Source organism: Qipengyuania sp. JC766 (assembly GCF_040717445.1).
Taxonomy (GTDB): domain Bacteria; phylum Pseudomonadota; class Alphaproteobacteria; order Sphingomonadales; family Sphingomonadaceae; genus JC766.
In genome coordinates, this window is record NZ_JBFEFL010000001.1 from 1,422,956 (window position 1) to 1,436,846 (window position 13,891).

13 protein-coding genes and 1 tRNA gene are annotated in these 13,891 nt (G+C 66.7%); 6 read left to right on the plus strand and 8 right to left on the minus strand.

Going from position 1 to position 13,891, the window contains the following annotated elements:
* Window positions 1-2 precede the first annotated feature (2 nt).
* On the minus strand, window positions 3-803 hold the full coding sequence (locus AB1K63_RS07085) for a CHAP domain-containing protein (RefSeq protein WP_366959313.1): 801 nt from the start codon (window positions 801-803) through the stop codon (window positions 3-5).
* Between the two features lie 122 nt (window positions 804-925).
* Between AB1K63_RS07085 and der the strand changes: the two genes are divergently transcribed.
* Both der and AB1K63_RS07095 read left to right on the plus strand, forming a co-directional pair.
* Window positions 926-2,356 (plus strand): ribosome biogenesis GTPase Der, encoded by a 1,431-nt coding sequence (der, locus tag AB1K63_RS07090; protein ID WP_366959315.1) that lies wholly within the window; start codon window positions 926-928, stop codon window positions 2,354-2,356.
* Window positions 2,353-2,859: a DUF2721 domain-containing protein gene (locus tag AB1K63_RS07095; protein WP_366959316.1), complete on the plus strand. Its 507-nt coding sequence runs from the start codon at window positions 2,353-2,355 to the stop codon at window positions 2,857-2,859. The genes der and AB1K63_RS07095 overlap by 4 nt, the downstream gene beginning before the upstream one ends.
* Here the strand turns inward: AB1K63_RS07095 and bfr are convergent.
* The 5 genes from bfr to AB1K63_RS07120 form a co-directional block, all read right to left on the minus strand.
* Window positions 2,853-3,374, minus strand: coding sequence for a bacterioferritin (gene bfr / locus AB1K63_RS07100; RefSeq protein ID WP_366959317.1), 522 nt, complete (start codon window positions 3,372-3,374; stop codon window positions 2,853-2,855). The two genes, AB1K63_RS07095 and bfr, sit on opposite strands and share 7 nt — an antisense overlap.
* 122 nt (window positions 3,375-3,496) lie before the next feature.
* Window positions 3,497-3,688: a (2Fe-2S)-binding protein gene (locus tag AB1K63_RS07105; RefSeq protein WP_366959318.1), complete on the minus strand. Its 192-nt coding sequence runs from the start codon at window positions 3,686-3,688 to the stop codon at window positions 3,497-3,499.
* A gap of 135 nt (window positions 3,689-3,823) precedes the next feature.
* On the minus strand, window positions 3,824-5,245 hold the full coding sequence (locus AB1K63_RS07110; RefSeq protein ID WP_366959319.1) for an SPOR domain-containing protein: 1,422 nt from the start codon (window positions 5,243-5,245) through the stop codon (window positions 3,824-3,826).
* A gap of 11 nt (window positions 5,246-5,256) precedes the next feature.
* Complete coding sequence (locus AB1K63_RS07115) at window positions 5,257-5,757, minus strand: hypothetical protein (protein WP_366959321.1); 501 nt, start codon at window positions 5,755-5,757, stop codon at window positions 5,257-5,259.
* Window positions 5,758-5,775: 18 nt separating this feature from the next.
* Window positions 5,776-6,492, minus strand: coding sequence for a ParA family protein (locus AB1K63_RS07120; protein ID WP_366959322.1), 717 nt, complete (start codon window positions 6,490-6,492; stop codon window positions 5,776-5,778).
* A 223-nt stretch (window positions 6,493-6,715) separates the two neighbouring features.
* On the opposite strand from AB1K63_RS07120, the gene AB1K63_RS07125 reads away from it, so the two are divergent.
* Complete coding sequence (locus AB1K63_RS07125) at window positions 6,716-7,879, plus strand: SPOR domain-containing protein (RefSeq protein WP_366959323.1); 1,164 nt, start codon at window positions 6,716-6,718, stop codon at window positions 7,877-7,879.
* Between the two features lie 95 nt (window positions 7,880-7,974).
* Window positions 7,975-9,279, plus strand: a complete 1,305-nt coding sequence (locus tag AB1K63_RS07130) for a DUF418 domain-containing protein (protein WP_366959324.1) — start codon at window positions 7,975-7,977, stop codon at window positions 9,277-9,279.
* Here AB1K63_RS07130 and AB1K63_RS07135 read toward each other — a convergent pair.
* Together AB1K63_RS07135 and AB1K63_RS07140 are read right to left on the minus strand one after the other, a co-directional pair.
* Window positions 9,269-10,522: a dihydroorotase gene (locus AB1K63_RS07135; protein WP_366959326.1), complete on the minus strand. Its 1,254-nt coding sequence runs from the start codon at window positions 10,520-10,522 to the stop codon at window positions 9,269-9,271. The genes AB1K63_RS07130 and AB1K63_RS07135 overlap by 11 nt on opposite strands.
* Complete coding sequence (locus tag AB1K63_RS07140) at window positions 10,498-11,529, minus strand: aspartate carbamoyltransferase catalytic subunit (protein WP_366959328.1); 1,032 nt, start codon at window positions 11,527-11,529, stop codon at window positions 10,498-10,500. Before AB1K63_RS07140 ends, AB1K63_RS07135 begins: the two co-directional genes overlap by 25 nt.
* A gap of 130 nt (window positions 11,530-11,659) precedes the next feature.
* Here AB1K63_RS07140 and sppA point away from each other — a divergent pair, with 130 nt between their 5' ends.
* Both sppA and AB1K63_RS07150 read left to right on the plus strand, forming a co-directional pair.
* Complete coding sequence (gene sppA, locus AB1K63_RS07145; RefSeq protein WP_366959329.1) at window positions 11,660-13,537, plus strand: signal peptide peptidase SppA; 1,878 nt, start codon at window positions 11,660-11,662, stop codon at window positions 13,535-13,537.
* Between the two features lie 84 nt (window positions 13,538-13,621).
* Window positions 13,622-13,696: transfer RNA gene (locus AB1K63_RS07150), tRNA-Val, on the plus strand.
* The last annotated feature ends 195 nt before the right edge of the window (window positions 13,697-13,891 follow it).

Sequence of the window (13,891 nt, forward strand, 5' to 3'; positions counted from 1 at the left end):
ATTCAGTCGTAACGCGAGAGGACATCCACCAGCGGATCTCTCGCCGCTGGTTTGCGATCCGCTTTCACCGCGACATTGCGCTCCTGCCTGACGGGCTGCGGCTGGACCTTCGCCCTCGGTGCCGGTTGGGCCAGCGTCGCGAAGGCGTCGGCAAATCCCGTGGACTTGCGCGACCGCGGCTGTTCCGGCGGGCGAGCCGCGCGCGCCTGCTCGGTCTCGGCCTGTGATGCCTTCGCAATTGCCTGCCCCGTGTTTCCGGTATCGCGGGCGATGCGCTCCAGCGCGCCGGGCTTGCTCTTCGAAGAGTAGATGAAGCCATGGACCGGCCAGGCCGTCTTTCCGAGGTCCTTGATCGGGGCATACCACACCCGGACCTGGCTCCAGTCGTTGTTCGGCGACACGTCGATCGCCTTCACATTGCGTTCGATCTGCCCCCGTCGCCCGTTGATCGGCGACCAATTGGCGTGGTCGAGCAGGACCGTGCGGCTATCGATGATCTCGCTGACGGCGGCGACATGGCCCAACCGCATGTTCCCGTGGGGCTGGAAGGCCATGACCGCTCCGACGCGGGGCGTGTTCCCGCGCTCGTAGCGCCCGGCCGCCTGCCCCCACCACGTATGCGCATCGCCGTAGATCGCGACGCCGGAGAGCTGCCGCGCATAGGGAACGCACTGGAGATAGGCCGGCAATTCCGCCGCGGGCTGGCTGCGCGATCTTTCGGTCCCTGCAAAATCCTCCGCTCCTGCTGCAGAGGGGAGCCAAAGAACCGCCAGGCACGGCGCCAGATAGATCGCTCTTTTCATGGTGCCTTCTTGAATTTGGTAACCTTGATACCGCGCTGCGAAACATGGTTAACGGCCCGTTAGGCTTCGCAATTTCGCGACTTGCGCTTGGGCAAGGCATTCGCCACCTGCTCACCACAGTCATGACACGCAAATCTCAACATCCCGCCGGGTCCCTGCCCGAGGTGGTGATCATAGGTCGCCCCAATGTCGGCAAGTCGACGCTGTTCAACCGGCTCGTGGGCAAGAAGCTCGCGCTGGTCGACGACCAGCCGGGCGTCACCCGCGACCGCCGCATGGGACAGGCGGAGCTTGCGGGGATGCACTTCACCGCCGTCGATACCGCCGGCTGGGAAGACCAGGACGAACACAGCCTGCCCGGCAGGATGCGCAAGCAGACCGAGGCCAGCCTGGCCGGTGCCGATGCGGCGATGTTCGTGATCGACGCGCGCGCCGGGATTACGCCGCTCGACGAGGAAATCGCGCGCCACCTGCGCAGTTCGACCGTTCCCATCGTACTGATCGCCAACAAGGCGGAAGGCAGGACAGGAGAGGCTGGCGTCCTCGAAAGCTACGCCCTCGGACTGGGTGAACCCGTCCCCGTGTCGGCGGAGCACGGGGAAGGCATCGCCGACATGTTCGGCGCGCTCTGGCCGCTGATCGGGGACAAGGTGGAAGCTGCCGAAGCCGCCAGGGAAGCAGCCGATCTTGAAGCGGTGGACGCGGAGGACCGCCCGCTCGGACCGCTGCAACTGGCGATCGTGGGGCGGCCCAATGCCGGCAAGTCCACTCTCATCAACCAGCTGCTGGGCGAAGACCGGCTGCTGACCGGTCCCGAAGCGGGGATCACACGCGATTCGATTTCGATCGACTGGAACTGGACCGATCCGCAGAGCGGCGAGACGCGGCAGATCAGCCTGATCGACACGGCCGGCATGCGCAAGCGCGCCAAGGTGGTCGACAAGCTCGAAAAGCTTTCGGTCGCGGACGGCCTGCGCGCGGTGGACTATGCCGAAGTCGTGGTGCTGCTGCTCGATGCGACGCAGGGGCTGGAGCACCAGGACCTGAAGATCGCGGACCGGGTGCTGCAGGAAGGACGCGCGCTGATCATCGCGATCAACAAGTGGGACGTGGCACAGGATGCCAGCCGCCTGTTCAACGGCATCAAGGATGCGCTGACCGAAGGGCTCGCGCAGGCGCGCGGCGTGCCGCTGTTCGCCGTCAGCGCCAAGACCGGCAAGGGTCTCGACGCGATGCTCAAGTCCGCCTTCGAGACCCGTGACAGCTGGAGCCGGCGCGTCCCGACCGCCGCCCTGAACCGGTGGTTCGACGATGCGCTGACCGCCAATCCGCCGCCGGCGCCCAAGGGTCGCCGGATCAAGCTGCGCTACATCACGCAGGTCGGCACGCGCCCGCCCCGCTTCGTGATCTTCGGCACGCGGCTCGACGCGCTGCCGACGAGTTACGAGCGGTATCTCGTCAACGGGATCCGCAAGAATCTTGGTTTCGATGCCGTGCCCATCCGGCTGACCCTGAAATCGCCGAAGAACCCGTTCGACAGCGACAAGTCATGATCGAATACCTGTCTCTGACGGGCGAGCTGATCGAGCGCACCTCCAGCACCGTCCGGGTGCAAGAGATCGTCCAGCTGAGCCTGGCACCGGTCTTCCTGCTCGCCGCGATCGGCGCGGTGGTGAACGTGATGAATTTGCGGCTTACATGGCTGATCGAACGGATCGACCGCATCGAACAGCGGGTCGAAAAGGGCACGGACGGGCGCCAGGGCGAGGAATTGCCCGCGCTCCGCCAGCGGCAGCATTACGCGGAGCTGGCGGTGAACCTCAGCACTTCCTCGGCGCTGACGATCTGCATCGTCATCGCCTCACTATTCGTCAGCGCCTTCATCCGGCCGCAGATCGGCACCTTCGTGGCAATCGCGTGGATCGCCACGATGGCGCAGCTGTTCGTGGCGCTGGTGCTGTTCCTGCTGGAGACCCGGCTGGCGACGAGCACGGCACGCGAGCGGCGCAAGCGCAGCCGCCGGATCGTGAAGCGCCAGGGCGAGAGCGATCAGTAGCCGCCGGGCCCCTTGGGCGCACCGGCCTTCGTCTCGTCCTCGCCCGCAGGGGCGCTTTGCAACTGGGTGTAATTTTCGATTCCCATCCGCGCGATCATGTCGAACTGCGTTTCCAGGAAATCGACGTGCTCTTCCTCGTTCGCGAGGATGTTCTCGAACAGCTGGCCGGACACGAAATCCTTGATCTCCTGGCAGTAGTCGGCAGCCTCGCGCAGCAGCGGGATCGCCTCCTCCTCGAGCTTGAGGTCGGCCTTCAGGATTTCCTCGACGCTCTCGCCGACCTTCAGCTTGTGAATCGCCTGGAAATTGGGAAGCGCGTTCAGGAAGAGGATGCGCTCGGCAAGCCAGTCGGCATGCTCCATTTCCTCGATCGATTCCTTGCGCTCATAGGCCGCCAGCTTGGTGACGCCCCAGTCGGCAAGCACGCGGTAGTGGAGCCAGTACTGGTTGATCGCGGTCAGCTCGTTCGTGAGCGCCTTGTTGAGATAGTCGATGACCTTGGGGTCGCCCTTCATGCGTCGTCTCCTGAACTGGCAGTCATGCCGTCACATGACCGGGAAGCCGCATGGTTGGCAAGCCGGAATGCAGTGAAAATCGCAGAAATCCGCCTGTTGCAAGCGGTTTGCGTTAGCTGGGATCAGGCAGCGCGGGTGCGCGGGATCGATGCCTCGCGCTCCTCGTGGATCAGCTCGTCCGCTTCCTCGAGGCAGGTTCCGCAATTGGGTTTCTTGCCGAGCGCCGCATAGACCGCTTCCGCATCGCCCGGAATGACGCGCGCGGCACGGCGCAGTTCGCATTCCCGGATGGCATTGCAGATGCAGGTGTACAAGCGAGCGACTCCTTCAGTGCCACCCACCTATATTGCGAGTTATTATCAGTAGCAAGCGCATTCGTGCGCGCGGGTAAAAAAAGACCCCCGGCACCGCCGGGGGTCAGTCACTCGCTAGGAAGATTGTAAGTCGGCTCAGCGGCGCGCCATGCGCACGCCGCGGTCGAGCGCCCCGGGCAGCGGCTTGCCGTCCGCCCATGCGATGCAGCCATGGCCGCCGGTCTTGACGCTGGAGCACATGCCGTTCGCCGCGGTACGTTCGAAACCGCCGGCGGACACGCGCCAGTACATCTTGCCGCGCACGCGGGCCTGGGTGATGACCATCTGGTATTCGGACAGCTGCGGATAGCGCTTCTTGTAGATGTCCCACGCACGCTTCGCGCTCGCTTCGCTGGAGAAGGAGCCGAGCTGGACGAGGTAGTCGCCCTGGTTCTGAGTTGCAGCCTGCTGCACGGCCGGCGCGGACCCGCGGTCGCGCGACACGGCAGACGCCGCCACCGGCGCGGCGGTGGTGCGCGCGACGGCAGCCACGGTCGAACGCGGCATCGGCGGATCGATGAAGCCCGGCTCCTGCGACGGCCTGGCGACCGGTGTCGCCACGCGCGCCGGTTCGCGAGTAGCGCCGAACGCGTCGTCGAAATTGCGCGCCTCGGGGGCCGCTGCCTGCTGCGGCACGACTGGCACCGGAACGGCGGCGGGCGCGTAACGCGGCGTGCTGGCGACGGCGAGTGCCGGGAGTTCGGGCGCACGCCCGTCTGCCGCAAGGGCCATGGCCGGCATTTCGGCCGGGGCCGCCTGGTAGGTCGGGGCCGCTTCGGCGACCATCGCGTCCATCGAGGGATGGTTGGCGAGCGCCAGTTCCACCGGCTGGCCGTTGTCTGACGTCACGGGCACGCCCAGCAGTCCGGCGACGCGCTGCTGCGTCGCGCCGGGCGCGGCGTTCTGCGCCCATTCGGCGATGCGATCGTTGATCTTGTCCGCCGGCACGTCTTCGGCCGCCATCACCCGCGCCGAACGCCAGTCGCCGGCGAGCGCGTAGGAATAGGCGAGGTTCTGGCGAACCTTGGCGGTGTTCTGTCCCCCGGCGAGCGCGTTGCGCAGGACATGCACGCCCTGCTGCGGCTGGCCGGCGAGCGACAGCGCGAGGCCGTAATCGGCGGCGTCGAATTCGTCGCGCCGGCTCTCCAGCATGCGCAGGGCCGTCGCATGGTTGCCCGCCGCGATCTCGGCGAGCGAATAACTGAGCGCCGTGCGCGCGCTGGTATCGCCCAGCGCCATCGCGTCCTTGAAGCTCGTCGCGGCGGACTTGAACCGCCCGGCTTCCATGTAGGTGGCACCAAGGACGGTGCGCAGCTGCGCGTCGCGCGGCGCGGCGCGGACCGCCGCCTCGGCATGGCCGACGGCCTTGGAGGTCTTGCCCTTCTCCAGCGCGACCTGCGCCTGCTGGGCCGAAACTTTCGCTTCGGGCGCGGCGGCGCAGCCGTTGAGCGCGGTCGCCATGAGGGCGGCCGTGACGGCGAGCGTCATCTTCTGCTTGCGATTGAATGCGGTCGACATGATGGATCCCCTCAGTCTTTGCGATGCTGCTTGGCCTGCGCGGCGAGATGTTCGAGTTCGGACATGTCCGCGAGAAGCCGATCGAGCGCTTCAGTGACAATGGCCTGCGCGCTGCTCTTGAGAATGGTGGAGGCGAGACGCAGCTTGAGATGGCGTTCCGCGTCGAGGCGCAGGGTGAAAGCGGCACGCTTGCCTTGCGGTACGGTCTTCGTGCCCTTCGGCGTCGCGGCGCGTGTGGCGAGCCTGGTGGCGAGCGACTTCTGCTGGAGAACCACGTCGGGTTCGGGCGCGTCGTTCGCCGGAGCGTTCATGCCCGGCATCAGCGCGGCCACCGCACCTGCCGCGCTGCCGTCCTCGCCCATGTCGTTCCAGCCCAGATCCTCCAGACGATCGGGATCGGACAGGTCCGTCACCGACGGTATGAAGCCCAGTTGCGGGCGCATGGCCGGCTTCGCGCCGCCCTTGCGGGCGAGAAGCGAAGGGTTGAGGGAGGCAAAGGTCGGTTCGGTCATCGCCAGGGCGCCTGTCACTTACTGCGCGACCCGGCGGCCGAAGCCGCCGCCCGGACGATGAGCCGGAGCGACCTGAGAGATGGAGTTCGGCGCGGCGAAGACCGTGCGGCGGAAATTCTTCTCCAGCCGGTCCGCCACGTAGTTCCACAAGGCCGTGACCTCGGCCGCGCTGCGGCTGTCGGGGTCGACTTCCATGACCGTGCGGCCGTCGATCATCGAGGCCGCGAAGTCCGTGCGGTGATGCAGGGTGATCGGCGCGACGGTGCCGTGCTGGCTGAGCGCGATCGCCGCTTCCGACGTGATCTTGGCCTTGGGGGTGGCAGCGTTGACCACGAAGATCAGCGGCTTGCCGGCCCGTTCGCACAGGTCGACGGTCGCCCCGACGGCGCGCAGATCGTGCGGGCTCGGCCGGGTCGGCACCACGATGAGCTCGGCCACGCCGATGACCGACTGGATCGCCATGGTTATCGCCGGAGGCGTGTCGATCACGGCCAGCTTGAAGCCCTGCTGGCGCAAGACCTGAAGGTCGTTGGCGAGACGTGCCACGGTGGTTTGCGCGAAAGCGGGATATTCCGCCTCGCGCTCGTTCCACCAGTCGGCGAGCGACCCCTGCGGGTCGATGTCGATCAGCACCACCGGACCGGCACCGGCGCGTTGCGCCTGAACCGCGAGGTGCCCTGAAAGGGTGGTCTTGCCCGATCCCCCTTTTTGCGAAGCCAATGCCAGAACGCGCAAGGCGTATTCCCCCTGTTAACCTTAAACCGGACCGCTGTTCGGCGGCTCGATCAGGGACTTCGCAGGATACCCCTAATTTCGGGTTAACGTGATTGCACTCGATACGCGCGGTTCGGGCGGCCCGACCGTGTCCCGGTGGCAGACAAGTCCATAGAAACTCTTTGCTAACGCCCTATTCACTATGCCAGTCTCCCGAAGGCGTCAGGGAAGGATCCGAGTTTAAATGAAAGCCAAGGCAGTTCTGTGGGGCATGGGCGCGCTGGCCGCGGCCGGTCTGGCTGCGCCCGCTCTGGCGGACGTGAAGGCCGGCGTGGAGGCGTGGGCGCGCGGGGACTACGACGCGGCTGTCGGCGAATGGCGCGATCTTGCCGCCGCCGGGGATCCCGACGCGCAATTCAACATGGCGCAGGCCTATCGCCTCGGCCGCGGGGTCGAACCCAACGCGCGGCAGGCGGAAGTGTATTACGCGCAGGCCGCGGCGCAGGGCCATGTGAAGGCGGCGGACAATTACGGGCTGCTGCTGTTCCAGGCCGGGCGCCGCGAAGAAGCCATGCCCTATATCCTCGCCGCATCCGAGCGCGGCGATCCGCGGGCGCAGTACCTGCTGGGCATCGCCCATTTCAACGGCGAGCAGGTAGACAAGGACTGGGTCCGCGCCTACGCCCTGCTCACGATCGCGAATTCCGCGGGCCTTCCGCAGGCGTCCGGCGCGCTGAAGCAGATGGACGATTTCATCCCGCTTTCGCAGCGCCAGCAGGCACAGGCCCTGATTCCCGAAATCAACCGGCAGGCGGACGCCAAGCGGGCGCAGGACATGGCGGCCATCGATCTGGAGGCCGGCGAGGTGATCAGCGTGGCCGGACCCGTCGAGCCGGCACCGGCGCGCGTCCCGGCTGAGGTCAGCCGCATCCCGCAGCCCGTCCAGAGCACCGCGGTCCCGCCGTCTGTCGCGGCTGCCAGAGCCGCGGTTGCCGAAGCCGCGCGGGTCACCGGCACGGAAAGCCCGGCCGAAGCGGGCGCCGATTTCGCCAGCGCAGGTCCGGCCACCCGGCCCGCCATCGTGGCGACCACGGGACCGGTCCAGCCTGCCCCGCGGCCCGTTCGGACCGAAAGCGCACCGCCGCCCCGACCTTCTTCTGCCGCACCTACGCCTGCACGCACCGGACCCTGGCGGGTCCAGCTTGGCGCGTTCTCCGTCCACGGCAATGCGGACCGGCTCTGGGACAGGATTGCTGGCAACCCGGCGCTGGCCGGAAAGGCCAAGCTGGTCGTGCCGTCGGGCCGGCTGGCAAAACTGCAGGCATCCGGCTTCGCGACCCGCGCGGACGCGCAAAAGGCGTGCGATGCGCTGAGGCGGAGCGGCCAGAACTGCCTCGTCACGCGGTGACTGTGCCGGTCCGGTAATCGCGGCGTAGCGGCCGAACGGCTGTTCCGTTTCCATCGCCACACGACTAGAAGCATCCCCTCAAGGTGGGGGATTACATGACGAACGGGCAGGCATCCGCCGAAGACATCGCGGCCGGGACGATCGAGGCGACGCCCGATACTGCGAGCGCGCCCGTGAAGCGCGAGGATCGCATTGCAAGTCTCGATTTCATTCGCGGGCTGGCGGTGATGGGTATCCTCGCCGCGAACATAGTCGCGTTCGGCCAGCCTTTCGGCGCTTACCTCTACCCCGGCGCGTTTTTGACCGAGCACGGCGCGACATCCGATGCGCTCTACATAGTCCAGTTCGTCCTGATCGACGGCAAGATGCGCGGCCTGTTTACATTGCTGTTCGGTGCCGGCCTCCTCCTGTTCATGGACCGGGCCTGGGCGCGCGGGCAGACGATCGGCCTGCAGGCTCGGCGGCTCGGCTTCCTGCTGCTGTTCGGCATGATCCACTATTTCTTCGTCTGGACCGGAGACATCCTGACCTATTACGCGCTGGTCGGCTTTATCGCGCTGGCCTTCCTGCGCATGGAACCGCGCAATTTGATCGTCCTGGGTTCGATCATCTACGCGGCGGGTGCCATCCTGCTCGGAGCCCTGTTCTTCTGGATCTACGCGGTGGCGGACACCCCGCTAGGCGATGCGGGCCCCCTGGCCGACATGAGGGCCGGCCTGGTCGAGGGGCAGAGGGAGATGGCTGCGAGCGACGCGGTCGCCACCGAACTGATCCGCAGCGGCGATTATCTCGGCTGGGTCGCGAACCAGTTCACCGCCCATACCTTCGACCAGTTCTCCAACGTCTTCATGATCCTGCCCGAAACCCTGCCGCTGATGATGTTCGGCATGGCCTTCTACAGGCTCGGCATGTTCGACGGCGGCATCGCCCGGTCCCGGCAGATGCTCTGGGGATGGATCGCCTTGATCGCGGGTGCTCTCCTTTCGTTTGCCGTGGCGATGTGGGCAGCCGGTAACGGGCTCACCTTCTGGGGCACGATGGCCGCCCATGTCGGCTTGTCGATCGTTCCGCGGCTGTTGATGGTCCTGGGCCTCGCGGCATTGCTGGGCCTCTACGCACCGAAGGCTTCGTCGTGGCTCGGATCGCGGATCAGCGCCGCCGGACGGGTTGCTTTCACCAACTATATCGGGACGTCCGTGCTCATGCTGTTCGTGTTCCATGGCTTCGGCCTGGGTCTCTTCGGCGAACTTGCGAGGCCGGAACTCTACCTCGTGGTCGTCGCGACGTGGATAGTGATGCTGCTATGGTCGAAGCCGTGGCTTGAACGGTTTCGCTATGGCCCGCTGGAGTGGCTCTGGCGCTGCCTGACCTACGGGCGGCTGTTCCCGATCAGTCGGTAAGTTCGACGCCGCCCTTGAACAGGCGCACCGCGCGGCCCTGCGTCGGCTGGCGGTCGAACGGGGTGTTGCCCGCCGTGGCCGCCATTTCGCGCGCGTCAACGATCCACGGCTTTTCCGGATCGATCAGCGCGATATCGGCCTCGAACCCTTCACGCAGCGCGCCTGCCTCCACGCCGAGGAGCTGCGCCGGACGCCCGGCAAGCAGGTCCAGAGCGCGGGCCTCGTCGATGACGCCGTCGCGCACCAGCGTCAGCGTCATCGCCAGCAGCGTTTCCGCCCCCGCCATGCCCGGTTCCGCGTCGGCGAAGGGGAGCCGCTTGTCCTCCGGGCCGCGCGGATCGTGTCCGCTCGCGATGACGTCGATCACGCCTTCGCCGATCGCAGCGACCACGGCCCGCCGGTCCTCTTCCGAACGCAGTGGCGGCGAAAGACGGGCAAAGGTCCGGAATTCGCCGGTCGCGAGGTCCGACAGCATGAAATGCGCCGGCGTTACCCCCGCCGTGACCGGCACGCCGCGCTTCTTTGCTGCCCGTACGAGGTCGAGCCCCGCCGCCGTCGTCACCTGCCGCAAGTGAATGCGTGCGCCGGTCATTTCGGCCAGCGCCACATCGCGGGCGATCGCCAGCGTCTCCGCCTCCGCCGGCGCGCTCGGGAGGCCGAGGCGCGTCGCCATCTCGCCCGCGGTCGCGGCGCCCTCGCCCGCAAGACCCGCATCTTCCGCATGCGTGACGACCACCAGATCCAGCATGGCGGCATAGCGCAGCAGGCGCATCATCACGCCGCTGTCCCCGATCCAGCGCCGGCCGGTCGCAACGCCGCGCGCGCCTGCGTCCTTCATCAGGGCGAGTTCCGCCAGCTGTTCCCCGCCCAGCTCGCGCGTGGCGGCGGCCAGCGGATGGACCCAGAGATCGGGTTTCCCGCTCTTGGCGATATAGCTGACCCGGCTCGGCAGATCGAGCGGTGGGGACTGGTCGGGCATCAGGGCAGCGCGCGTGATGCCGCCGAAATGGATGGCCGGCTTGTCGACCGCGAACACGCCATAATCAACCAGTCCCGGCGCGACCCACAGGCCGCGGGCATCGACCACGTCATCGCCTTCCGACGGCGCGAATTCGCCGATCCTCGCGATCCGTCCGTCGACCGCTCGCAGGCTGCCCGGACGTACGCCGTCGGGTGTGACCAGCTTTCCGCCGGTGATCGTCAGGGGTGCGCGCTGCTTCAGGCCCATTGTCCGTCCCCCCATCCGGTCACGCCGCGCGCCCGGCGCGTCAATATGTCGAGGCAGGCCATGCGGATCGCCACGCCCATCTCCACCTGGCGGGTGATGATCGACCGGTCGAGCTGGTCGGCGACGTCACTGTCGATTTCGACGCCGCGGTTCATCGGGCCCGGATGCATGACCAGCGCATCGGGCGCGCATCGCTCAAGCCGCTCGCGGGTCAGCCCGTAGAGGTGGTGGTATTCGCGGGCGGACGGGATGAACTGGCCGCTCATTCGTTCCGTTTGCAGGCGTAGCATCATCGCGACATCCGCCCCCCTAAGCGCCGCATCGAAATTGTGGAACGGCTTCGCTCCCATCGCCTCGATCGCGGCAGGCATCAGCGCGGGCGGCGCGCAGACCCGCACGTCCGCCCCCAGCGCCGTCAGGCACAGGATGTTCGACCGGGCGACGCGGCTGTGCAGGATGTCTCCGCAGATGGTCACAGTCAGTCCGGTGAAATCGTCCGCGCCCTCGCCCCGTTCCTCCAGCGCGTGGCGCAGGGCCAATGCGTCGAGCAGCGCCTGCGTCGGATGCTCGTGCTGCCCGTCGCCTGCGTTGAGGACCGGGCAATCGACCTTGCTCGCAATCAGGTCCACCGCCCCGCTCGATCCGTGGCGGATGACGATCGCGTCCGCGCGCATGGCGTTGAGGGTGATCGCGGTGTCGATCAGAGTCTCGCCCTTCTTCAGGCTGGAGGTCGCCGCCTGCATGTTGACGACGTCCGCGCCCAGGCGCTTGCCGGCAATCTCGAAGCTCAGCAGCGTGCGCGTGCTGTTCTCGAAAAAGGCGTTTATGATCGTGAGGCCGTCGAGAGCGTCGCTTTCCTTGGACGGCTGCCGGTTGAACTCGACCCATTGTTCCGCTTCGGCGAGGAGATAGAGGATCTCGTGCCGCTCAAGGTGACCGATGCCGGTCAGGTCGCGGTGTGGGAATGCCCGAATCCCCGCCGGGAAGCGGCGCTGCGGGCTGTCGGGCGCGGTGTCGTCCATCAAAGCCGAGCCGTTAGTCGAGCCGCATCACCCGCTCAAGCGCTTTCGCCTTTTCTTGCGTATCCGTGCTGCTAGGCTCATGCGCTCAACTTTCGCATCCGCACTCAATCGAACCGTAACAGGGGCAGTCATGCAATTCGTCAGCAAGGTCTGGAAGATCATCGTCGCGATCAAGGATCTCCTTGTCATCGCCTTCCTGCTTCTGTTCTTCTTCATGCTGTTCGCGGTCCTGACCGCCCGTCCCAGCCCGGCCCAGGTCTACGAAGGCGCGCTGCTGCTCGACCTCGACGGCGTGGTGGTCGAGGAAGCATCTGAAATCGATCCCTTCGCAGCGCTTGTCTCCGGCGAGCAGCCGATCCGTGAATACCAGGCCCGCGATCTCATCCACGCGATCGACGAGGCGGCCGGCGACGACCGGATCAAGGCGGTCGTGCTGGACCTGACCGAATTCCTCGGTGGCGGACACGTCCACCTGCAGGACATCGGCGCCGCGCTCGACCGGGTGCGCGCCGCGGACAAGCCGGTCTTCGCCTACGCGCTCGCCTATGCCGACGACCACATGGTGCTCGCTTCCCATGCGAGCGAGGTCTGGGTCGACTCGCAAGGCGGCGCGATCATTACGGGCCCCGGCGGCAACCGCCTCTATTACGGCGAACTGCTCGACAATCTGAACGTCAACGCCCGCGTCTACCGCGTCGGCACCTACAAGTCGGCGGTCGAACCCTATCTCGGCAACGAGATGTCGCCCGAAGCGCGCGAGAACTACTCGCAGCTTTACGGCTCGCTGTGGGAAGAATGGCAGGCCCATGTGAAGAAGGCCCGGCCCCAGGCGGACATTGCGCGGGTGACGTCCGACCCCGCCGCCTGGGTCGAAGCCGCGGAGGGCGATCTTGCCCAGGCCGCGCTTTCGGCCGGCCTCGTCGACAAGCTCGGCAACCGGATCGCCTTCGGCGAGCGGGTCAAGGAAGTCGTCGGCGAAGACACTTTGGACGACATGCCAGGCGCCTTCGCCCACACCGCGCTCGACCCGTGGCTGGCGGACAATCCGGTCGAAACCGATGGCGATGCCATTGGCGTGATCACCATTGCGGGCGAGATCGTGGACGGCGATGCCGGTCCCGGCTCCGCCGGCGGCGAACGCATTTCCCGCCTGCTGGACGAGGCACTCGACAGCGACCTGAAGGCGCTCGTCGTGCGGGTCGATTCGCCGGGCGGCTCGGTGCTCGCCTCGGAACGCATCCGCGAGGCTATCCTGCGTCACAAGGCGAAGGACATCCCGATCGCCGTCTCGATGAGCAATGTCGCGGCGAGCGGCGGTTACTGGGTTGCCACGCCCGCCGACCGCATCTTCGCCGAGCCGGAGACCATCACTGGCTCCATCGGCATCTTCGCAGTCCTGCCGACCTTCGAAGGGCTGGCGCAGGAATGGGGCGTCAGCAGCGACGGCGTGCAGACGACCCCGCTATCCGGCCAGCCGGACTTCATCGGCGGCTTCAATCCCGAGATCGAGACGATCCTGCAGAGCGGCGTGGAGCGCGGCTATGCCGAGTTCCTCCAGCTCGTGGCGCAGAGCCGCAACATGACGCCGGCCCGCGTGGACGAGATCGCGCAGGGGCGCGTCTGGGACGGCGGCACCGCCCGACAGATCGGTCTGGTGGACCAGTATGGCGGTATCGACGAAGCGCTCGCCTGGGCCGCGTCGGAAGCCGGGCTGGAAGAGGATGCCTGGCACGTCCAGTACCTCGCCGACCCGCCCAGCGAATACAACGCCTTCATGCGGGCGCTGTTCTCCGGCGACGATACGCAGGCGCATTCGGGCGGCGACGTCTTCGCCCTGATGGCCCGGCGGCAGACCGCGCTCTTCGGACAGGTGGAAGCCGATATTGAGGGACTGATGCAAGCGAAGGGCAAGCAGGCCTACTGCCTCGAATGCCCAACGCAGCCCCGCGCCACCGCGCGGCGCGATCTGTCCGGATCGTGGCTGGCGAAATTCCTCCTCGCCGAGTGAGGCGAAGGCTTGTCAATCTCACGGGCGCGTCGTAAAGGCGCGCCCCCAAGCCGGATCGGGAAAGGTTTCCCGAACCAGACCGGCGGGCGCGTAGCTCAGTGGTAGAGCACACCCTTCACACGGGTGGGGTCGCAAGTTCAATCCTTGCCGCGCCCACCATTTTTTCAAGCACTTAGAAGAGATGGCGCCGCTTTCCCTGTAAAAAACCTGTAAAACACCGGTGGGAGTTTGCGAACATCGGCGGTCAGTTCTGCGTGCCCTTGAGAGCTGCCGAACCTTTTTCGAGGGTGCTTCCCCACAACGGATCGCGCCAAGCATTTCAGCCTGAACAAATTGCCTCGCGCCACAGTGTCG

Bases quoted from the DNA above. Each gene is read 5' to 3' on its own strand.
- AB1K63_RS07130 (WP_366959324.1), top strand. From the start codon at position 7,975: ATGACGAACGGGCAGGCATCCGCCGAAGACATCGCGGCCGGGACGATC.
- AB1K63_RS07095 (WP_366959316.1), top strand. From the start codon at position 2,353: ATGATCGAATACCTGTCTCTGACGGGCGAGCTGATCGAGCGCACCTCC.
- AB1K63_RS07140 (WP_366959328.1), bottom strand. From the start codon at position 11,529: ATGGACGACACCGCGCCCGACAGCCCGCAGCGCCGCTTCCCGGCGGGG.
- der (WP_366959315.1), top strand. From the start codon at position 926: ATGACACGCAAATCTCAACATCCCGCCGGGTCCCTGCCCGAGGTGGTG.
- AB1K63_RS07125 (WP_366959323.1), top strand. From the start codon at position 6,716: ATGAAAGCCAAGGCAGTTCTGTGGGGCATGGGCGCGCTGGCCGCGGCC.
- bfr (WP_366959317.1), bottom strand. From the start codon at position 3,374: ATGAAGGGCGACCCCAAGGTCATCGACTATCTCAACAAGGCGCTCACG.
- sppA (WP_366959329.1), top strand. From the start codon at position 11,660: ATGCAATTCGTCAGCAAGGTCTGGAAGATCATCGTCGCGATCAAGGAT.
- AB1K63_RS07085 (WP_366959313.1), bottom strand. From the start codon at position 803: ATGAAAAGAGCGATCTATCTGGCGCCGTGCCTGGCGGTTCTTTGGCTC.
- AB1K63_RS07115 (WP_366959321.1), bottom strand. From the start codon at position 5,757: ATGACCGAACCGACCTTTGCCTCCCTCAACCCTTCGCTTCTCGCCCGC.
- AB1K63_RS07110 (WP_366959319.1), bottom strand. From the start codon at position 5,245: ATGTCGACCGCATTCAATCGCAAGCAGAAGATGACGCTCGCCGTCACG.
- AB1K63_RS07135 (WP_366959326.1), bottom strand. From the start codon at position 10,522: ATGGGGGGACGGACAATGGGCCTGAAGCAGCGCGCACCCCTGACGATC.